Raw genomic sequence first — 20,335 nt, 5'->3', positions numbered from 1 at the left:
GACGACGACGTCCGGGGCCGGGTTCCCGGCACGACGTGCGTCGCGTCCGGGAAGGGCGCGTGCCGGAGGGACACCGTGCGCAACCCCAGGAACATCTCCGGGCACACCCCGGAGAAGGAGGTGCGCGCACCGGCCGCCCGCCACGGAGCCCACCGAGGAGCAGCGCCGGGACCACCTCGACAGCGCCCGGTTCGGCCGGATCTCCCACTCCCGCCACTGACCCCGGCCCCTGACCCCGGCCACCCCGCGGGCCCGCTCGCGGCGGCCCGGCCGCCCGGCGGCTTGTAGCCTGGAGCCGTGGCCCAGCACCGGATCGTCCTGCACTACGTCTTCACGCCCCTCCCCGACCCCGCCGCGGTCGTGCTCTGGCAGCGCGCGCTGTGCGAGAGCCTCGGCCTGCGCGGGCGGATCCTCGTCTCGCCGCACGGGCTCAACGGCACCGTCGGCGGGGAGGTCGGCGCGGTCAAGCAGTACGTGCGCACCACCCGCTCCTACCCCGGCTTCCGGGACACGGTGTTCAAGTGGTCGGAGGGCTCCGCGGAGGACTTCCCGCGGCTGTCGGTGAAGCAGCGCGACGAGCTGGTCTCCTTCGGCGCGCCCGGGGAGCTCGAGGTCGACGAGCACGGCGTGGTCGGCGGCGGCACCCGGCTCAGCCCCGCGCAGCTCGACGCGCTGGTGGCCGAGCGGGGCGACGACGTCGTCCTCTTCGACGGCCGCAACGCCTACGAGGCCCGGATCGGCCGCTTCCGCGGCGCGGTGGTCCCGGACGTGGCGCACACCCGCGACTTCGTCGCCGAGCTGGACTCCGGCCGCTACGACGAGCTCAAGACCCGCCCCGTGGTCACCTACTGCACCGGCGGGATCCGCTGCGAGGTGCTCTCGGCGCTGATGCGCCGGCGCGGCTTCGAGGAGGTCTACCAGCTGGACGGCGGCATCGTGGAGTACGGCCGCGAGCGCGGGGACCGGGGCCTGTGGGAGGGCTCCGTGTACGTCTTCGACCGGCGCATGCACCTGGAGTTCTCGCCCGACGCCGCGACCCCCGGCCGGTGCGAGCGCTGCGACGCCCCCGCCCACCGCTTCGTCAACTGTGCGGACCCCGCCTGCCGCGCGCTCGTGCTCGCCTGCCCGGCCTGCCTCGCGGAACAGCCCGAGCTCACGTGCCCGCACGGGTGCACCCCCGCAGGCGCGTCCCCGGGCGTGCTCCTGGGCGCGACCGCGCCGGCCGGCGGGGCGGTGCGCCGATGACCGCGCAGGAGGGGCCCGGGGTGCCCGAGTTCGCCCGTGTGCCCGACGCCCCGGCCTCCGACGACCCGCCCCTGCTGGCGGCCCTGCAGGACGCCCTGCGCCTGGCCGGGTTCACCCACGACCGCGTCGCGGCGCTGCTGGGGGACGCCGCCGCGGCGGCGCTCGGACGCGACCAGGCCGTGCCCGCGCTGCGGGTGCTCGAGCCGCTGCTGGCGGCGCCCGGGCAGACGCCCGGGGAGGCGCCGGAGCAGGACCGCGCCCTGGCCGTCGTCGTCGTGCTGTTCCTGCTGGGGCGCACCGTCCCCGAGGAGGTGCTCGCGCGGGCCCTGGCGCCCGTGACGCCGGAGCAGCTGGTGGCCCTGGGCCTCGTGGAGCGCGCCGGGGCCGGGCTGCGCTCCACCGTCGACCTGCGCCCCCACGCCGCCGACGACGGGACGGAGCTGTACGTGGCGAGCGATCTCGGCGCGTCCCAGCGGCCCGGCGTGCTGCGCCACGACCACGTGCTGGGCATCGGGGAGGCCTCCCTGACCCTGGCCCAGACGACGGACCGGCGCCCCGTCGGCCGCGCCCTCGACCTCGGCACCGGCTGCGGCATCCAGACGTTCCACCTCCTCGCCCACGCCCAGCACGTCACCGCCACGGACGTCTCGGACCGGGCGCTCGGCTTCACCCGGTTCAACCTGCTGCTCAACGCCGCCGCCCTGGGGATCGACCCGGACCGGCTCGGCGAGCGCGTGAGCCTGCGCAGGGGCTCCCTGCTGGAGCCCGTGCAGGGCGAGGAGTACGACCTCGTGGTCTCCAACCCGCCCTTCGTCATCACCCCGCGGCCCGCCGGCGAGAACCCGCAGGAGCGCTTCACCTACCGGGACGGGGGCCTGCCGGGGGACCGGATCGTCGCCGACCTGGTGCGCGGGCTGCCGGGTGTGCTGGCCCCCGGCGGCACCGCCCACCTGCTCGGCAACTGGGAGGTCCCGGCGGCCGCGGGGGACGACGCGCCCGTGGCCGACCGGTGGATGCGCCGGCCCGGGAGCTGGGTGCCCGCGGAGATCGACACATGGTGGGTGCAGCGGGAGGTCCTCCCGCCGGAGGAGTACGCGGAGACCTGGCTGCGCGACGCCTCGGAGTCCCGCGACCCCGAGCACTACGAACGCGCCTACCGCGCCTACCTCGACGACTTCGCCGCCCGCGGGGTCGAGGCCGTCGGCTTCGGGATGATCCGCCTGCGCCGTCCCGCCCGGCCCCGCCCGGAGGGGGCGCTGCGCCGGTTCGAGCACGTCCCGCACCCCGTCCAGCAGCCGCTCGCCCCGGCGCTGGCGGCCACGTGGGCGCGGGAGGACTGGCTCGCGCAGCATCCCGGGGACTGGCTGGACGCCCACCTCGTCGCGCCCGAGGACGTCACCGAGGAGCGCCACCAGCGCCCCGGCGCCGAGCACCCGGGGGTGATCCTGCTGCGCCAGGGGGCGGGCCTGCGCCGGACCGTGGTGCTCTCCAGCGAGGCGGCCGGCTTCGCGGGCGCCTGCGACGGGGAGCTCACCGCCCGGCAGATCCTCGGCGCGCTCGCGGCGCTGCTCGGCTGGGCCGGCGACGAGCAGCGGCGGCTGACCGAGGAGGTCCGCCACCTCGTCGTCGACGGCTTCCTGGTGCCGGCGGACCCGGCGGCGTAACAGTCGTTACCGGGGCGTAGGAAGGGCGCGCCGCGGGCGCCGGGTGGAAGACTGGGACCATGAGCATCGGCGAGAACCTCAACCCCATCAAGACCCTCGACCGCGACACCGTCTGGCAGCTGCTGGAGAAACACCCCTACGGCCGCCTGGCCGTCGAGGCGGCCGGCCTCGTGGACATCTTCCCGGTGAACTACGTCGTCCACCAGCACAAGATCTACTTCCGCACGGCCCAGGGGTCCAAGCTCTCCAGCCTCATCGTCAACGACCAGGTCGCCTTCGAGATCGACGAGCTCTCCGAGGACCACGTGGTGCGCTCCGTCGTGGTCCACGGCAAGGCCCGCCGGCTCGAGACGCGGGCGGAGATCGACGCCGCGGAGGAGCTGGGCCTGAAGGCCTGGGCGCCCACGCTCAAGTACAACTTCGTGGTCATCGACGTGGAGACCGCCACGGGCCGGGAGTTCACGATCGCGGACGAGCCCGAGCGCTTCGCCTACTGAGGCCCCCGCCCGCCCGCCCGTCCGCCCGGCCCGGAACGGGCGGAGCGCGAGGGGCGGGCCGGGTCCTGGCCTCCACCGTGTCCGCCGGGGCGCGAGCGTTCGCGGCGGTCCGCGTTATGGTGGAGCGCAACAACGGGCGAGACCTCCGCCCGCCCGACGTCCAGCAGCGCCGCGGCCCGTGCACCACGGACCGCAGCAAGGAGTACCGTGCCAACGAAGGCCACCCAGAGCCCGGGAACGGGCAAGAGCCTGCTCATCGTGGAGTCCCCGTCCAAGGTCAAGACCATCGCCGGGTACCTCGGCGACGCCTACGAGGTCGAGTCCTCCATGGGGCACATCCGCGACCTCCCGCAGCCCTCCGAGCTGCCGACGGAGCTCAAGAAGGGGCCCTACGGCAAGTTCGCAGTGGACGTGGAGCACGGCTTCGAGCCCTACTACGTGGTCAACCCGGACAAGAAGAAGAAGGTCACGGAGCTCAAGCGCAAGCTCAAGGACGCGGACGCCCTCTACCTCGCCACCGACGGCGACCGCGAGGGCGAGGCCATCGCGTGGCACCTGCTGGAGGTGCTCAAGCCCAAGGTCCCGGTCTACCGGCTGACCTTCCCCGAGATCACCCGCGAGGCCATCGAGCGCGCGTTCGGCGAGCTGCGGGAGCTCGACCAGGACCTCGTGGACGCGCAGGAGACCCGGCGCATCCTCGACCGCCTCTACGGCTACGAGATCTCCCCGGTGCTGTGGCGCAAGATCGCCTCCGGCCTGTCCGCGGGCCGCGTCCAGTCCGTGGCCACCCGCCTGGTGGTCGAGCGGGAGCGCCAGCGCATGGCGTTCGTCGCCGCCGACTACTGGGACCTCAGCGGCAGCTTCGCCCGCGCCCACGGCGAGGACGCCGGCGTGGCCTTCACCGCCCGGCTCTCCTCCGTGGACGGCCGGCGCGTGGCCGGGGGCAAGGACTTCGGCGACGACGGCGTGCTCCGCGGCGACCCGTCGCGGCTGGTGCACCTGGACGAGCAGGCCGCCCGGGAGCTGGCCGCCGGCCTGGAGCGGGCGGCGTTCGCGGTCCGCTCCCTGGAGACCAAGCCCTACACCCGGCGCCCCGCGGCCCCGTTCACGACCTCCACGCTGCAGCAGGAGGCCGCCCGCAAGCTGCGCTTCACGTCCCGCACCACCATGCAGGTCGCGCAGAAGCTGTACGAGAACGGCTACATCACCTACATGCGCACCGACTCCGTGGCGCTGTCCGACCAGGCGGTCACGGCCGCCCGGCGGCAGGCCGCGGAGCTCTACGGCGGCGACTTCGTGCCCTCCGCCCCCCGCGTCTACACCTCCAAGTCGAAGAATGCGCAGGAGGCCCACGAGGCCGTGCGCCCGGCCGGGGACTCGTTCCGCACCCCCGCCCAGGTCCGCGGGGAGCTCTCCGCCGACGCGTTCAAGCTCTACGAGCTGATCTGGAAGCGCACCGTCGCCTCCCAGATGGCCGACGCCAAGGGCTCCACGGCCACGGTCCGCCTCGGGGCGACGTCCTCGACCGGGCGGGACGCCGAGTTCTCCGCGTCCGGCACCGTCATCACGTTCCGCGGCTTCCTGGCCGCCTACGAGGAGGGCCGCGACGAGGACCCCGCCGACGGCAAGGACGGCAAGGACGGGGACAAGCGGCTGCCGCGGATGAGCGAGGGCGACGCCCTGGGCGCCGAGGAGGTCCGCGCCGACGGGCACCGCACCTCCCCGCCGCCGCGCTACACCGAGGCGTCCCTCGTGAAGGCCCTCGACGAGCTGGGCATCGGGCGCCCCTCGACCTACGCGGCCGTGATCTCCACGATCATGGACCGCGGCTACGTCCGGGTCCGCGGCTCCGCGCTGATCCCCTCCTGGACGGCGTTCTCCGTGGTGCGCCTGCTCGAGGAGCACTTCTCCGACTACGTGGACTACGACTTCACCGCGGAGATGGAGGAGGGCCTGGACCGCATCGCCCGCGGCGAGGAGGACTCCACCGACTGGCTCCAGGAGTTCTACTTCGGCGCCCAGGGCCACGAGAACGGGCTCAAGCCCATCGTGGACGACCTCGGCGAGATCGACGCGCGCGCGATCAACTCGATCCCCGTGACCGAGGACATCACCCTGCGCGTCGGGAAGTTCGGCCCCTACCTGGAGACCTCCGGGTCGGTGGACCCGGAGACCGGGGAGATCGCCGAGCCGGTGCGCGCCAACGTGCCGGAGGACCTCGCCCCGGACGAGCTGACCGCCGAGAAGGCCCGCGAGCTCATCGAGACGGGCAGAGCCGACGGCCGGGAGCTCGGCCGGGACCCGGAGAGCGGCCGCACGATCGTGGCGAAGGACGGCCGCTACGGGCCCTACGTCACCGAGGTGATCCCCGAGCCGACCGCCGAGGAGCTCGCCGCCCAGCCGGTCGAGTACTACAAGAACGGCAAGCCCAAGCCCCCGAAGAAGCCGGTGAAGGCCAAGCCCCGCACGGGCTCCCTGCTGTCCTCCATGAGCCTGCAGGACGTCACCCTCGAGGACGCGCTGAAGATCCTGTCCCTGCCGCGGGTGCTCGGCACCGCCCCGGACGGCGAGGAGATCACGGTGCAGAACGGGCGCTTCGGCCCGTACCTGAAGAAGGGCACGGACTCCCGGTCCCTGCAGTCGGAGGAGCAGCTGTTCACGGTCACCCTCGACGAGGCGCTGGCGATCTACGCCCAGCCCAAGCAGCGCGGGCGGGGCACGGCCAAGCCCCCGCTCGCGGACCTGGGCGCCGACCCCATCACGGAGCGGCCCATGGTGATCAAGGACGGCCGCTTCGGGCCGTACGTCACCGACGGCGAGACGAACGTGACGGTCCCGCGCTCCGAGACGATCGAGCAGATCACCCCGGAGCGGGCCAGCCAGCTGCTCGCGGAGAAGCGCGCCAAGGGCCCGGCGCCCAAGAAGACGGCGCGCACCGCGGCGGCCGCCCCCGCGGCCCGGAAGACGCCCGCCAAGAAGTCCTCCGCCACGAAGCCGGCCGCCAAGAAGCCCGCCCGGGCCGGGACCCAGGGCTGAGCCGGACGCACGGGCCCGCGCGGACCGGACACGGAACTCGAAGGAGCACCACAGCATGCGGCTCGGAGTCCTCGACGTCGGATCGAACACCGTCCACCTCCTCCTGCTGGACGTCTACCCGGGCGCGCGCCCGGAGCCGTACGCGTCCCACAAGATGCCCCTCCAGCTCGTCCAGCACCAGGACGCGCAGGGCAACATCACCGGCACCGGCCGGGACGCCCTGACCGACTTCGTGCTCGAGGCCCGCGACTTCGCGGTCCGGCACGACGCCGAGGACCTCCTCGCCTTCGCCACCTCGGCGATCCGCGAGGCGGGCAACGGCGCCGAGGTCCTCGACCACGTCCAGGCCCGCTCGGGGGTCGCCCTCACGGAGCTCGCCGGGGACCAGGAGGCCGCCGTCACCTTCTTCGCGGTGCGCCGCTGGTTCGGCTGGGGCGCCGGCACCGTCCTGGACCTCGACATCGGGGGCGGTTCCTTCGAGATGGCGCTGGGCGACAACGCCCTGCCCAGCGTGGCCGTCTCCGTCCCGCTCGGCGCCGGGCGGCTCACCCGCAGCTTCGTCGCGGGGGAGCTGCCCACCCCGAAGGAGATGAAGGCGCTGCGCAAGCACGTGCGCGCCGAGCTGCGCCCGGCGGTCGAGAAGGTGCGGGCGGCCGGGCGGCCGACCGTCGTGGCCGGCACCTCCAAGACCTTCCGCTCCCTCGCCCGGATCTGCGGGGCCGCCCCCTACGCCATGGGGCCCTACGTGCGGCGGACCCTGCACGTCGAGGACCTGCGGCTGTGGAGCCGCCGGATGGAGGCGATGACCGTGCAGGAGCGCGCCGAGCTGCCCGGCGTCTCGCCGGCCCGGGCCCGGCAGATCCTGGCCGGGGCCGTGGTGGCCGAGGCGGCCATGGACGCCTACGGCGTCGAGTCCCTGCAGATCTGCCCGTGGGCGCTGCGCGAGGGGCTGATCCTGCGCCGCCTCGACCAGCTCACGGGCAACGCCGACGTGCGCACCGTGGACCCCCGGCACCTGGTGGGTGCCGCGTGAGCGGGCAGCCGGACGGGCGCCCGGCGGCGGAGGAGCGGGCGGCGGAGCGCCCGGCCGGACCGGCCGCGGAGCCGTACCGGGCGCACGTGGCGCTGTCCACGAGCTCCCTCTACCCGCTGGGCGTGCCCGAGACCTTCGAGGCGGCCGTGGAGCTGGGCTACGACAGCGTCGAGGTGCTCGTCACCCACGAGCGGATGAGCCAGCTCACCCACCAGCTGGAGGACCTGGTGCAGCGCCACCAGATCCCCATCTCCACGATCCACGCGCCGACCCTGCTGCTGACCCAGCAGGTCTGGGGCAAGTCCTGGACGAAGATCCAGATGGCGGCGAAGCTCACCGAGCAGGTGGGGGCGGAGGTCGTCGTGGTCCACCCGCCCTTCCGGTGGCAGCGCAAGTACGCCGCGAACTTCGTCGAGGGCGTGCGCGTGGTCTCCGAGGCCAGCGGCGTGAAGATCTCCGTGGAGAACATGTACCCGTGGCGGGTGCGCGGGCGCGACACCGTCGTCTACGCCCCGCACTACAGCCCGCTGGGGCAGGACTACGACTGGGTGACGTGGGACTTCTCCCACGCCGCGACGGCCCGGATGGACTCCCTCGCCGCGATCCGCGAGCTCGGCCCGCGGCTGGGCCACGTGCACCTGACGGACGGCTCGGGCGAGACCACCGCGGACGAGCACCTGCTGCCCGGCCACGGGGTGCAGCCGGTCGCCGAGTGCCTCCAGCACCTCGCCGCGACCGGCTGGCAGGGCGTGGTGGGCGTGGAGGTCTCCACCCGCCGCTCGAAGAGCGCCGAGGAGCGGACCGCGTGGCTCGCCGAGTCCCTGGAGTTCGCCCGCCGCCACACGACCCCCGTGCCCTCCGCCGAGGGCTGACCGCACCCGCCCGGGACGGCCGCCCCGCCGCCGGGCCCCACCACGCCACCCGTGACAGGCCCACGACATGCCGATGACCTCGTCACGACACCACCCCGAGAGGACCCCATGACTCCCGTGCTCGCCTTCCTGGGCTGCGGCTCCATGAACGGATCGATCCTGCGGGGGGTGCTGGCCTCCGGGGTGCCCGTGGACCGGGTCCGGGCCACCGTGCGCTCCGCGGAGAGCGCCCGCCGCCTCGAGGAGCAGACCGGTGTGCGCGCCTCCGTCACCGGCGAGGACCCCGAGGCCAACCGCACCGCCGCCCGGGAGGCCGACGTCGTCCTGCTGGGCGTCAAGCCCGTCGGGATCCTCGACCTCGCCCGCGAGATCGCCCCGGCCCTGCGGCCCGGCACGGTGGTGGCCTCCGTCGCCGCGGGGATCTCCGTCGCCGCCCTGGAGCGGGCCCTGCCCGCCGGCCAGCCGGTGGTGCGCACCATGCCCAACACGCCCTCCAGCGTGGGCCGCGGCGTGGTCTCCGTGACCCCGGGCGCCGCCGCGGGCCCCGACCAGACCGCGGTCGTGCGCGGGGTGCTGGAGGCCGTGGGGACCGTCGTCGAGGTCCCCGAGGAGCAGGTCGACGCCGTCACCGGGATCTCCGGCTCCGGGCCCGCCTACGTCTTCCTCCTCGCCGAGGCCCTCCAGCAGGCGGGGGAGCGGATGGGCCTGCCCCCCGAGGTCGCCCGGGTGCTCGCCCGCGAGACCGTCTCCGGGGCGGGGGAGCTGCTGCGCCCGCAGGACGCGGACCCCGCCGGGCTGCGCCGGGCGGTCACGAGCCCCAAGGGCACCACCGACCGGGCGATCCGCACGTTCCGGGAGAACGGCTTCGAGGACCTCGTCGCCCGGGCCGCGCAGGCCTCCGCGGACCGCTCCGCCGAGCTGACCCGGGAGCTCAGCGGCGACTGAGCGCCGCGCCCCCGGGCTCAGGGGCGGGACGCGAAGCGCTCGATGAGGTCCACGTGCCCGGAGACGATCAGCAGGTCCCGGGACGTCACCTTCGTCTCGGGGCGGGCGTAGGTGAAGTCCTCGCCCGGGGACTTCACCCCCACCACGGTCACGCCGTACTTCGCCCGGACGTTGGACTCGCCCAGCGTGAAGCCCTGGACCTCCCGCGGCGGATACATCTTGACGATCGCGAAGTCGTCGTCGAACTCGATGTAGTCCAGCAGGCGCCCGGAGACCAGGTGGGCGGTGCGCCGGCCCGCGTCCGCCTCCGGGAAGATCACGTGGTGGGCGCCGATGCGGGAGAGGATCTTGCCGTGGGAGGGGGTGATCGCCTTCGCCCAGATCCGGCTCACCCCGAGGTCCACGAGGTTCGCCGTGATCAGCACGCTGGACTCGATGGAGGTGCCGACGCCGACCACGGCGGAGCTGAACTCGGCGGCGCCGAGCTGGTGCAGGGCGTCGATGTCCGTGGCCTCCGCCTCGACCACGTGGGTGAGCTGGCCCGCGAGCTTCTGCACCAGCTGCGGGTCCCGCTCCACGCCCAGGACCTCCCGGCCCTGCCGGGCCAGCTGGAGGGCCGTGGCGGTGCCGAAGCGGCCCAGCCCGATCACCATGACCGGGACGTTGTGCGCGGGGTGCTCAGCCAATGATGGGCCTTTCCTCGGGGTATTTGTAGAGCCGCCGGCGCGAGCGCAGGGCCAGCGCGGCGGCCACGGTGGTGGTGCCGATGCGGCCCACGAGCATGATGACGACCAGGGTGTACTTGCCCGCCGGGGGCAGCTCGCCGGAGAGCCCCACGCTGAGCCCGCAGGTGGCGTAGGCGGAGATCACCTCGAAGAGCACCCGGTCCAGGGGCTCGCCCGAGACGGAGACCAGCAGCCCGCAGCCCAGGAGCACGACGGTGGCGCCCATCATGATCACCGAGATCGCGATCCGCAGGGCGTCGTCGGGAATGGTGCGGAAGTGGGCGATGACGGACTTGTCCCCGCGGGCCTCCGAGAGGATCGCGAGGAAGACGACGGCGAGCGTGGTCACCTTGATGCCCCCGGCCACGGAGGCCGGGCCGCCGCCGGCGAACATCAGCGCGTCCGTGAGCAGCAGCGTCACCGGCTCCAGGCTGTTCATGTCCAGGAGGTTGAACCCGCCGGAGCGGACCATGACCGAGTGGAAGAAGCCCTCGAAGATCTTGTCCCCCAGGGGACGGTCCCGCAGCGTGTCGGGGTTGGACCACTCGAAGGCCAGGAACAGCGCCCAGCCCACGAACAGCAGGATCGTGGTGGTCACCAGGGTGAGCTTGGTGTTGAGGTTCCAGCGGGAGAAGCGCAGCCCGGTCTGGCGCAGCACCAGGACCACCGGGAAGCCGAACGAGCCCAGGAAGACCCCCAGGGCGATCGGGAGGAGGATCAGCAGGGCGTCGGTGTACGGGACGAGGCCGTCCGAGTGCGGGGTGAACCCGCCGTTGTTGTACGCGGAGACGGAGTAGAACACCCCGTGCCACAGGGCCGTGTGCAGGGGCTCCCCGGCGACGAGGAACCCCGCCGTCAGCACGACGGCGAGCACCGCCTCGATCGAGATGGACATCACCACGATGATCCGCAGCAGCGAGCCGACCTCGCCCAGGCGGCCGATGTTGAGCGCCTCCTGCGTGATCAGCCGGGACTTCAGCCCCAGCTTGCGCCCGATCGCCAGGGCGAGGATCGAGGTCATGGTCAGGGTGCCGAGCCCGCCGATCTGCATGGCGACCACGATCACCACGAGCCCGAAGAACGACCAGTTCGTGGCCGTGGAGACCGTGGTCAGGCCCGTGACGGTGACCGCGGAGGTCGCCGTGAACACGGCGTCCACCACGTTCGTGCGGACCCCCGGCGCCCAGGCGACGGGCAGCATCAGGAGCACGGAGAACAGGCCCACGACCCCGGCGAAGGAGAACACGGCCAGCCGGGCGGGGGAGCCCGCGGCGATGCGGTCCACGAGGTCGCGCAGCGAGGCGAGGAGCCAGAAGCGGCCCCGCTCCTCCTGGGTGATCCAGGGGCGGTGCTGCGGAACGCTCAACGACCCTCCTCCGGGGCGGGCTGGCCGTCCCGGTGCGGCGGGGACGGGGGCGGCGGGTGCCGCGACCGCTGACAGTATCCCACCGCGGCCCCGTGCCGTCCCCGGCGGGGCGAGGACACACAGGGCGGGCGGGCCCGTCGGGGCCGGCCGCAAGTGGTTCAATGTCTGTGTGACTTCTGCTACACCCGGCACCGGTGGCCCGTACCCGACGCGCCTGTTCTGGGATCCCGCGCTGCTCGAGTACAACTTCGGGGCCCACCACCCGATGCACCCGTCCCGGCTGGAGGTCACATACCGCCTCGTCCAGGAGTTCGGCCTCGACCGCCGGGACAACGTCACGGTCGAGGCCCCCGGGGTGGTCCCCGACCGGGTCCTCAACCTCGTCCACCCCCAGCACTACGTGGACTCGGTGCGCGCCGTCAGCGCCGACCCCTCCCTGCAGCTGCCGGACTCCGGGCTCGGCACCGAGGACACCCCGGCCTACCCGGGCGTGCACGAGGCCAGCGCCCGGCTCGTCGGCGGCAGCTACCAGGGCGCCGCGGCGATCCTCGCGGGCGACGCCGTGCGCGCCGTGAACTTCGGGGGCGGGATGCACCATGCCTCCGCGGAGAAGGCCAGCGGGTTCTGCGTCTACAACGACTGCGCCGTGGCGATCCAGCACCTGCTCGACCAGGGGGTGCGCAGGGTCGCCTACGTGGACGTCGACGGCCACCACGGGGACGGCACCCAGTCGATCTTCTACGGCGACCCCCGGGTCATGACCGTCTCCCTGCACGAGACGGGCCTGTCCCTGTTCCCCGGCACGGGCTTCGCCAACGAGACGGGCCGGGGGGAGGCCGTGGGGACCGCCGTCAACGTCGCCATGCCCACCACCGCCGACGACGCCATGTGGCTGCGCGCCTTCGACGCCGTGGTCCCGGCCCTGCTGCAGCAGTTCCGCCCCGAGGTGATCGTGAGCCAGCACGGCTGCGACTCGCACTTCGCCGACTTCCTCACCCACCTGCGGATCAGCGTCGACGCCCAGCGGCAGACCGCCGTGGCCCTCGCCGCGCTCGCCGACGAGCTGTGCGAGGGCCGCTGGATCGCCACGGGCGGGGGCGGGTACAACTGCCACGACGTGGTGCCCCGGTCCTGGACCCACCTGGTGGGCGTCGTGGCCGGGCACCCGGTCGAGGTGGGCGCGAGCGTTCCGCAGCGGTGGCGGGACTACGTCCACGAGAAGTACGGGGCCGACGCCCCGCGGGTCATGGGCGACGAGGTGGACCTGTGGTGGCGCTCGTGGGAGGTCGGCTTCGACCCCAACGACGAGACCGACCGCACGATCATGGCCACCCGCAAGGAGGTCTTCCCCCAGTGGGGGCTGGACCCCTGGTTCGACTGAGCGGCCGTGGTCGTGCAGGGGACCGTGCCGGTGCCGGGAGGCGCGCCGCATCGCGTCTACAGTGATCGAATGGCCAGTGACCGGATGGGCAACAGCGACGTGTTCGCGGTGATCGCCGACAAGACGCGGCGGGCGATCCTCACCGCTCTCAAGGACGGCGAGCGGTCGGTGGGGGAGCTCGTGGCCGAGCTCGGCGTCTCGCAGCCCACCGTCTCGAAGCACCTCAAGATCCTGCGCGAGGCCGGTATGGTGTCCATGGAGGCGCAGGGGCAGCGACGCCTCTACGCCGTGGCCCCGGAACCCCTGGCCGCGGTCACCGACTGGGTCCGGGAGGTCGTCGGGGCCGGGGGGACGGCCGGACCGGCGCCGGCCGGGCCGGCCGCCGACGTGGGCGCCGGGGCGCCCACCGGCTCCCGCACCGGTGGCACCGCCGACGACATCGCCGACGGCGCCCCGGACGGGACCACCGGCGGGCCGCCCGCCCGGCAGGTGCCCGCGGCGCCGCCCGTGCCGCTGGCGCCCGGTCCCGGGCCGGACCCCGGCACCGCGGCCGACCGGCCCGCCCGCGGCGCGGGAGCCCGCGCCGCCGACCTCCTCTCCACCCTGTCCGGGCTCCGCCGCCGCGGCAGGAACGCGCGGCGGTGACCGACCCGGCTCCGCCCGACCCCACTCCGCCCGACCCGCTGCGACCCGAACGAGGAGCACCATGCACGAGGACCTGATCCCCATCCGGCAGACCGTACTGGCCCGCAACCCCGGGGAGGACGAGTTCCACCAGGCGGTGGACGAGGTCTTCGACTCCCTCGGCCCCGTGGTGGCCCGCCACCCCGAGCTGCTCGACGCCGCGGTGCTCGAGCGGATCTGCGAGCCGGAGCGCCAGATCATCTTCCGCGTCCCCTGGACCGACGACCAGGGCCGCGTGCACATCAACCGGGGCTTCCGCGTGGAGTTTAACTCCGCGCTCGGGCCCTACAAGGGCGGCCTGCGGTTCCACCCCTCCGTCTACCTGGGCATCGTGAAGTTCCTCGGCTTCGAGCAGATCTTCAAGAACGCCCTGACCGGCATGCCCATCGGCGGCGGCAAGGGCGGGTCCGACTTCGACCCGAGCGGGCGCTCCGACGCGGAGGTCATGCGCTTCTGCCAGTCCTTCATGACGGAGCTCTACCGCCACATCGGCGAGTACACGGACGTGCCCGCCGGCGACATCGGCGTGGGCGGCCGCGAGATCGGCTACCTCTTCGGCCAGTACAAGCGGATCACCAACCGCTACGAGTCCGGCGTGCTCACGGGCAAGGGCCTGTCCTGGGGCGGGTCCCTCGTGCGCCCCGAGGCCACGGGCTTCGGCACCGTCATGTTCGCCCAGGAGATGCTGCGCACCCGCGGGCAGTCCTTCGACGGGCAGACCGTGCTCGTCTCGGGCTCCGGCAACGTGGCGACCTACGCGATCGACCGCGCCCAGAAGCTCGGCGCCACGGTCGTCACCGCCTCGGACTCCAGCGGCTACGTGGTGGACCCGGACGGCATCGACCTGGAGCTGCTGCGCCAGGTCAAGGAGGTCGAGCGGGCCCGCATCTCCGTGTACGCCGAGCGCCGCGGCGGCCGCGCCCGCTTCGTCGCCAAGGGCTCCGTGTGGGAGGTCCCCGGCACCGTGGCCCTGCCCTGCGCCACGCAGAACGAGCTGGACGGCTCCCACGCCAGGAAGCTGCTCGGCCACGGCGTGGTCGCCGTCGCCGAGGGCGCCAACATGCCCACGACCGCCGAGGCGACCCGTCTGTTCCAGGACGCCGGGGTGCTCTTCGGTCCCGGCAAGGCCGCCAACGCCGGCGGCGTGGCGACCTCCGCCCTGGAGATGCAGCAGAACGCCTCGCGCGACTCCTGGACCTTCGAGTACACCGAGGAGCGGCTCGGGCAGATCATGCGCTCGATCCACGACACCTGCGCCGCCACGGCGGAGGAGTACGGCATGCCCGGCAACTACGTCGCCGGCGCGAACATCGCCGGCTTCATGAAGGTCGCCGACGCCATGATGGCGCAGGGCCTCATCTGAGCCGGTGCGGGTCCGGCGCCCGCCGGGCCCGCACGGGCGTCCCGTCCACCCCACGACACGTCCGGACCCCGGAACGTCCTCACGGGCGGCCCGGAGGTCCTACCCTGGAGACTATGGCAACGCATCGACAGGTCCTGCAGTGGCTGGAGAACGAGCTGTTCGACGGCCACCTCGTGCTGGGCCAACAACTGCCGTCGGACCGCGACCTCGCGGCCATCCACCGCGTCTCCCGCAACAACATGCGGGAGGCGCTCAAGACCCTCGAGGCGCAGGGCATCGTGCGGCTCTTCGACGGGCCGCGCAAGTCGATCCTGCCCATGCTGGTGCGGGAGCCGGCGGCCTCCGCGGGCCCGGCCCTGCAGCTGCACATGGCGACCTCGGACTACCCCCTGCGGGACATCGTCCAGACCCGGGTGCTCCTCGAGACCTGGGCGCTGGAGCGCTCGGACCCGCAGCACCCGGCCATGGCCGAGCTGCGGGGCCTGCTCGAGCAGATGGCCCGGGAGGACCTGTCCCTCAAGGAGTTCCACCACCTCGAGGTCAGCTTCCACATCGCCCTGTGCAAGACGGCCGGCAACGCGGTGGTCTCCGCGCTGATGTCGTCCCTGCGGGACTCCATCTACGAGTACACGATGGCGCTCGTGGGCCACGTCCCCCTGTGGAGCGCCACCTCGGAGCGGCTGCGCGCCGAGCACCAGGCGATCTACTCCGCGGTGGCGGCCGGGGACCGCAAGCTCGCGGCCCGGCTCGTGGCCGAGCACATCGAGTACCAGTACCGGGAGGCGGGCGTGGACCCGGACCAGGAGCAGCGCAGCCCCGGCCCCGTCCCGGACCTGCCCGCCGAGCTGCCGGTGCACGCCGAGGACGTCGCCGAGGAGGCCCCCGACGACGTGCCGCGACAGGTGCCGCGCAGCGCCTGAGCGGGGTGCTCGGGGACGTCCCCGCCCCCGAATACAGCAATCTCCCCCCGAGACGGTAGGGTGTCAGTGAACGTTTGCCCGGCCGTCACCGTGCGCGGCCCGGCACCCCTGGTGCCCGCCGCGCGGAACGCCCCCGGGGGACACCACCGAGACATGAAGATGCGAGGGATCCTATGGGTTCAGTGATCAAGAAGCGCCGCAAGCGGATGTCCAAGAAGAAGCACCGCAAGCTGCTGCGCAAGACGCGCCACCAGCGCCGCAACAAGAAGTGACCCTGCGCTGAGCGCACCACCGGGGCCGCCGTCCTCCACGGGACGGCGGCCCCGGTGCGTTCCGGGGGTCCGGGGGCGGGACCGTAGCATGGGCCCATGAGCTCCTCCACCCCTCCCGCCGTGACCCTCCTGACCCGGCCGGGCTGCCACCTGTGCGAGGCCGCCCGGGAGTCCGTGGGCCGCGTCACCGCCGCGCTCGGCCTGGGCTGGGCCGAGGTCGACATCACCACGGACCCGCAGCTGCTGCGCCGGCACGCCGAGGAGATCCCCGTGGTGCTCGTCGACGGCGTCCCGCGGGACTTCTGGAGCATCGACGAGCGGCGCCTCGCCCGGCTGCTGCGGGAGCGCCTGGACGGCTGAGCCGTCGTGCCCGCGGCTCCTTTTGGGCCTGGCGCGCGGGTTCTGGGAACATGGGGACCATGCCCTCCACGACCGTCCACCTGCTGCGCCACGGCCAGGTGCTCAACCCCCACCGCCTCGTCTACGGGCGGCTGCCGCACTACGGCCTGACCGAGCTGGGCGCGCGGATGGCCGAGGCCGCCGCGGCCGAGCTCGTCCGGCGCGTGGGCACCGGCTCCCGGATCGTGCACCTGGTCTCCTCCCCGCTGCAGCGCGCGCGGGAGACCGCCGCGCCGGTGGCCCGGGAGCTGCGGCTGCCGGTGCACCCCGACGAGCGCGTCATCGAGCCCCGCAACCACTTCGAGGGCCTGCACGTCGGCACGGGGGAGCTGCTCAAGCCCCGCCACTGGCCGCACATGCTCAACCCGCTGCGCCCGTCCTGGGGGGAGCCCTACCGGCAGCAGGTCGCCCGCATGGCGGAGGCCGTGCTGGACGCCGGCCGCACCGCCGTGGAGCGGGGCGGGGACGGCGCCGAGGCCGTGGTGGTCTCCCACCAGCTGCCCATCTGGCTCACCCGCCGCTCCGCCGAGGGCCGGCCCCTGCCCCACGACCCGCGCCGGCGCCAGTGCAACCTCGCGTCGCTGACCACGCTGGTCTTCGACGACCTCCACGCCGGGCGCCCGCCCCGGGTCCTCTACAGCGAGCCCGCCGCCCGGTACTACCCAGGGGTCAACCAGCTTCCCGGTTCATAATGACCGGGCGCCGCCGTCGTCCCCGTCCCCTCCAGAGCACCAGGTGATCCGCCCGTGACCTCCCGTCCCCCTGCCTCCCCCCGCCCGTCCCGCCGCAGCGTGCTCTCGCTCGCGGGCCTCGGCGTCCTCGGGCTCGCCCTCGCCGGGTGCGCCGAGGAGGACTCGCTGGCCCAGCAGGCGAACTCGGGCGACCGGAAGGGCTACATCGCCGGCGACGGCACCGTCTCCGAGTATCCGGCAGGGGAGCGGGGCGAGCCCGTGCAGTTCGAGGGCGCCCTCTTCGACGGCACCGCGCTCACCGCCGAGGACCTGCGCGGGAAGCCCGCCCTGCTGAACTTCTGGTACGCGGGCTGCGCCCCGTGCCGGGTCGAGGCCCCGGACCTCAAGGAGCTCGCCGAGCGCTTCGACGGCCAGGCCGCGTTCTACGGGGTGAACCTGCGCGACGAGCGGGCCACCGCCGAGGCCTTCGAGCGCAACTTCGGGATCCCGTACCCGTCCTTCGAGGACAAGGACGGGGGCGTGCTCATGGCCCTCAGCGAGTTCGTGCCCCCGCAGGCGGTGCCGACCACGCTGGTGCTCGACGCCGAGGGGCGGGTGGCCGCCCGCATCCTCGGGGTCGCGGACCGCTCCGTGCTCGAGACCCTCCTCGAGGACACGGTGGCCGGGACGGCATGACGGCCGGCAACCCCTTCGCCGAGATCGTCCTCGACGGGTCCCTGCTCGCCGCGCTGCCGGTGGCGCTGCTCGCCGGGCTCGTCTCCTTCGCGTCCCCGTGCGTGCTCCCGCTGGTGCCCGGCTACCTCGGCTACGTCACCGGGCTGACCGGCGCGGACCTGCAGGAGCAGCGCCGCGGTCGCGTGGTCGGCGGCATCCTGCTCTTCGTCCTCGGCTTCTCCGCCGTGTTCCTGCTGATGTCCGTGCTGCTGGCCCAGCTCGGCGCCTACGCCTGGTTCCTGGGGCAGGGCTGGATCACCGTGGCCCTGGGCGGGCTCGTCGTGCTCATGGGCATCGTGTTCCTCGGCGGGTTCTCCTTCTTCCAGCGGGACCGCAAGATCGAGCGGCGCCCCCCGCCCGGACTGTGGGGCGCCCCCCTGCTCGGCGTCACCTTCGGGCTGGGCTGGGCGCCGTGCATCGGCCCGACCTTCGCCGCCGTGCAGGCCCTCGTCTACGTGGACGGCGCCTCGACCGGCAAGGCGGCCGTGCTCACGGTGGCCTACTGCCTGGGCCTGGGCGTGCCGTTCCTGCTCCTGGCCCTCGCCCTGCACCGCGGCATGGGCTCCCTGGGCTTCTTCCGCCGGCACCGCCTCGCGATCCAGCGGGCGGGCGGGGGGCTGCTCGTCCTCGTGGGCCTGCTCATGATGACGGGCGCGTGGACCGCGTTCGTCTCCTGGGTCCAGGCCGAGCTCGTCACCGACTGGGTGATGCCGATCTGAGCACCTCCGAGCCCCGCCCCGTCACCGACAACCGAAAGGCCGGCATGAGCACCTCAGCGCCCCCGTCGTCGGGTCCCCCGCCCGAGGCGTCCCCGGACGCGTCCCGCACGGGCGGGCCCGACGTCGAGCTCCCGGCGCTGGGGCCCCTCGGGCTGCTCCGGTGGGCGTGGACGCAGCTGACCAAGATGAACACGGCGCTGTTCCTGCTGCTGCTGCTCGCGGTCGCCGCGGTGCCCGGGTCGATCTTCCCGCAGCGCATCCAGGACCCGGCGAAGGTCAGCGACTACATGGAGAACAACCCGGTCCTGGGGGAGTGGCTGGACCGCCTCCAGTTCTTCGACGTCTTCTCCTCGGCGTGGTTCTCCGCGATCTACCTCCTGCTCTTCGTCTCCCTCGTGGGGTGCGTGATCCCGCGGGCGGCCAAGCACTGGCGCGCGTGGCGGGCCGAGCCCCCGCGCACCCCGCGGCGGCTCGAGCGGCTGCCCGAGCACCGGGCGTTCGCCCTGGGCGGGCGCGACGGCGCCGCGGCGCCGGCCCCCGCAGACGTCGTCGCCGACGCCGCACGGCTGCTGCGCAAGCGCGGCTACCGGGTGGCCGTGCGCGACGCCGGCACCGCCGCGCCCTCCGTGGCCGCCGAGCGCGGGATGTGGAAGGAGGTCGGCAACGTCGTCTTCCACCTGGCGCTGCTGGGCGTGCTCGTGTCCGTGGCCGTGGGCTCCCTGTTCGGCTACAAGGGCCAGCGCGTGGTCGTGGAGGGCGAGTCCTTCGTGAACACCCTCATCGGCTACGACTCCTTCACCCCGGGCACCAACTACGACGCCGACTGGCTGGAGCCCTTCTCCGTGCGGCTGGACCGCTTCGAGGCCGAGTTCAACCGCGACACCACCAACCCCGACAACTACGGGGCGCCGCTGGACTTCACGGCCGAGGTCACGGTGCAGGACGAGCCGGGCGCCGAGCCGCGCCAGGAGGTGCTCAAGGTCAACCAGCCCCTGAACGTCGGCGGGGTGAAGACGTACCTGGTGGGCAACGGCTACGCCCCGGTGATCCGGGTGACCGACGGCAACGGGGACGTCGCGTTCGAGGGCCCCGTGGTGACCGTCCCGACCGACGGCGTCTACACGTCCTCGCTCGTGCTCAAGGTCCCGGACGCGCGCCCCGACCAGCTCGGCTTCGTGGGCCTGCTGCTGCCCACCGCCGTGGGCGGGGAGGGCGAGATGCCCCGCTCGGTCGACCCCGGCCTCGCCAACCCCCGGCTGATCCTGTCCTCCTACTACGGGGACCTCGGCCTGGACACCGGGGAGCCCCAGAACGTGTTCGTGCTCGACGTCGAGCCGCTCACCGAGCTCAACGCCATGATGAACGCCAACGGGGCGGTCACCCTCGACGCCGCCGACCGCGTCTACGAGCTGCCCGAGGGCAAGGGCACGGTCGAGTTCCTCGACGTCAAGCGCTACGTGGGCCTCGACATCCACTACGACCCCGGCAAGACCGGCGCCTTCGTGTCCTTCCTGGCGGCGTTCACCGGGCTGCTGATGTCCATGTTCATCTCCCGCCGCCGCGTGTGGGTGCGGGCCGTGGAAGGCGCCGACGACGACGGCCGGCCGGCCACCGTCCTGGAGTACGGGCTGCTGGCCCGTGGCGAGGACCCGCGCCTGCGCCCGGAGGCCGAGCGGCTGGCCGAGCTGTGGACCGGGCAGTGGGAGGCCGCGGGCGTGCGGGAGACCACCGCCACCACCGGCGCCGGTGCCGCCGCCACCGCGGCCGCCGGCACGACCCGGGCCGGGATCCGGCCCGGCAACGAGTGA

At 73.7% G+C, this 20,335-nt stretch carries 19 protein-coding genes; 17 read left to right on the top strand and 2 right to left on the bottom strand.

Going from position 1 to position 20,335, the window contains the following annotated elements; all coding sequences use genetic code 11:
• Positions 1 to 297 precede the first annotated feature (297 nt).
• The 7 genes from trhO to proC all read left to right on the top strand — a co-directional run bounded on the left by trhO (position 298) and on the right by proC (position 9,292).
• On the top strand, positions 298 to 1,245 hold the full coding sequence (trhO, locus tag ACYSMR_RS05890; protein WP_461747638.1) for an oxygen-dependent tRNA uridine(34) hydroxylase TrhO: 948 nt from the start codon (positions 298 to 300) through the stop codon (positions 1,243 to 1,245).
• Positions 1,242 to 2,909: a DUF7059 domain-containing protein gene (locus tag ACYSMR_RS05885; RefSeq protein WP_461747637.1), complete on the top strand. Its 1,668-nt coding sequence runs from the start codon at positions 1,242 to 1,244 to the stop codon at positions 2,907 to 2,909. The genes trhO and ACYSMR_RS05885 overlap by 4 nt, the downstream gene beginning before the upstream one ends.
• A gap of 59 nt (positions 2,910 to 2,968) precedes the next feature.
• Entirely contained in the window at positions 2,969 to 3,406 is a 438-nt protein-coding gene (locus ACYSMR_RS05880; RefSeq protein ID WP_251333931.1) for a pyridoxamine 5'-phosphate oxidase family protein, read from the top strand.
• 207 nt (positions 3,407 to 3,613) lie between these two features.
• Positions 3,614 to 6,442, top strand: coding sequence for a type I DNA topoisomerase (gene topA / locus ACYSMR_RS05875; protein ID WP_461747636.1), 2,829 nt, complete (start codon positions 3,614 to 3,616; stop codon positions 6,440 to 6,442).
• A gap of 55 nt (positions 6,443 to 6,497) precedes the next feature.
• Positions 6,498 to 7,475, top strand: a complete 978-nt coding sequence (locus tag ACYSMR_RS05870) for a Ppx/GppA family phosphatase (RefSeq protein WP_309125440.1) — start codon at positions 6,498 to 6,500, stop codon at positions 7,473 to 7,475.
• Positions 7,476 to 7,561: 86 nt separating this feature from the next.
• Entirely contained in the window at positions 7,562 to 8,347 is a 786-nt protein-coding gene (locus ACYSMR_RS05865) for a sugar phosphate isomerase/epimerase family protein (RefSeq protein WP_309125444.1), read from the top strand.
• 108 nt (positions 8,348 to 8,455) lie between these two features.
• The gene (gene proC / locus ACYSMR_RS05860) at positions 8,456 to 9,292 is read left to right on the top strand and encodes a pyrroline-5-carboxylate reductase (RefSeq protein WP_251333934.1); all 837 of its coding nucleotides are present in this window, start codon (positions 8,456 to 8,458) and stop codon (positions 9,290 to 9,292) included.
• A gap of 17 nt (positions 9,293 to 9,309) precedes the next feature.
• Here the strand turns inward: proC and ACYSMR_RS05855 are convergent, their stop codons facing one another.
• Together ACYSMR_RS05855 and ACYSMR_RS05850 are read right to left on the bottom strand one after the other, a co-directional pair.
• A complete protein-coding gene (locus tag ACYSMR_RS05855; RefSeq protein ID WP_374238505.1) occupies positions 9,310 to 9,945 on the bottom strand; it encodes a potassium channel family protein in 636 nt (211 codons plus the stop codon).
• A 25-nt stretch (positions 9,946 to 9,970) separates the two neighbouring features.
• Positions 9,971 to 11,383, bottom strand: coding sequence for a TrkH family potassium uptake protein (locus tag ACYSMR_RS05850; RefSeq protein ID WP_285859816.1), 1,413 nt, complete (start codon positions 11,381 to 11,383; stop codon positions 9,971 to 9,973).
• 169 nt (positions 11,384 to 11,552) lie between these two features.
• Here ACYSMR_RS05850 and ACYSMR_RS05845 point away from each other — a divergent pair, with 169 nt between their 5' ends.
• The 10 genes from ACYSMR_RS05845 to resB all read left to right on the top strand — a co-directional run bounded on the left by ACYSMR_RS05845 (position 11,553) and on the right by resB (position 20,335).
• Positions 11,553 to 12,764: an acetoin utilization protein AcuC gene (locus tag ACYSMR_RS05845; protein WP_461747635.1), complete on the top strand. Its 1,212-nt coding sequence runs from the start codon at positions 11,553 to 11,555 to the stop codon at positions 12,762 to 12,764.
• A 69-nt stretch (positions 12,765 to 12,833) separates the two neighbouring features.
• Positions 12,834 to 13,409 (top strand): ArsR/SmtB family transcription factor, encoded by a 576-nt coding sequence (locus ACYSMR_RS05840; protein WP_461747634.1) that lies wholly within the window; start codon positions 12,834 to 12,836, stop codon positions 13,407 to 13,409.
• A 61-nt stretch (positions 13,410 to 13,470) separates the two neighbouring features.
• A complete protein-coding gene (gene gdhA, locus ACYSMR_RS05835; RefSeq protein ID WP_251333938.1) occupies positions 13,471 to 14,811 on the top strand; it encodes an NADP-specific glutamate dehydrogenase in 1,341 nt (446 codons plus the stop codon).
• Positions 14,812 to 14,924: 113 nt separating this feature from the next.
• On the top strand, positions 14,925 to 15,731 hold the full coding sequence (locus tag ACYSMR_RS05830; protein ID WP_251333939.1) for a FadR/GntR family transcriptional regulator: 807 nt from the start codon (positions 14,925 to 14,927) through the stop codon (positions 15,729 to 15,731).
• A 173-nt stretch (positions 15,732 to 15,904) separates the two neighbouring features.
• Positions 15,905 to 16,003, top strand: coding sequence for a 30S ribosomal protein bS22 (locus ACYSMR_RS05825; protein ID WP_005504750.1), 99 nt, complete (start codon positions 15,905 to 15,907; stop codon positions 16,001 to 16,003).
• Positions 16,004 to 16,099: 96 nt separating this feature from the next.
• On the top strand, positions 16,100 to 16,363 hold the full coding sequence (locus ACYSMR_RS05820; protein ID WP_251333940.1) for a glutaredoxin family protein: 264 nt from the start codon (positions 16,100 to 16,102) through the stop codon (positions 16,361 to 16,363).
• Between the two features lie 59 nt (positions 16,364 to 16,422).
• Positions 16,423 to 17,094, top strand: coding sequence for a histidine phosphatase family protein (locus tag ACYSMR_RS05815; RefSeq protein ID WP_251333941.1), 672 nt, complete (start codon positions 16,423 to 16,425; stop codon positions 17,092 to 17,094).
• 54 nt (positions 17,095 to 17,148) lie between these two features.
• Positions 17,149 to 17,769, top strand: coding sequence for a TlpA family protein disulfide reductase (locus ACYSMR_RS05810; RefSeq protein ID WP_461747633.1), 621 nt, complete (start codon positions 17,149 to 17,151; stop codon positions 17,767 to 17,769).
• Positions 17,766 to 18,527, top strand: a complete 762-nt coding sequence (locus ACYSMR_RS05805; protein ID WP_461747632.1) for a cytochrome c biogenesis CcdA family protein — start codon at positions 17,766 to 17,768, stop codon at positions 18,525 to 18,527. The genes ACYSMR_RS05810 and ACYSMR_RS05805 overlap by 4 nt, the downstream gene beginning before the upstream one ends.
• Before the next feature lie 44 nt (positions 18,528 to 18,571).
• The gene (gene resB / locus ACYSMR_RS05800; RefSeq protein WP_461747631.1) at positions 18,572 to 20,335 is read left to right on the top strand and encodes a cytochrome c biogenesis protein ResB; all 1,764 of its coding nucleotides are present in this window, start codon (positions 18,572 to 18,574) and stop codon (positions 20,333 to 20,335) included.

The sequence above is a fragment of the Kocuria sp. U4B genome, assembly GCF_054875615.1.
Note: the sequence above shows the minus strand (reverse complement) of the source record. Positions and strands in the feature narration are given on the sequence as shown.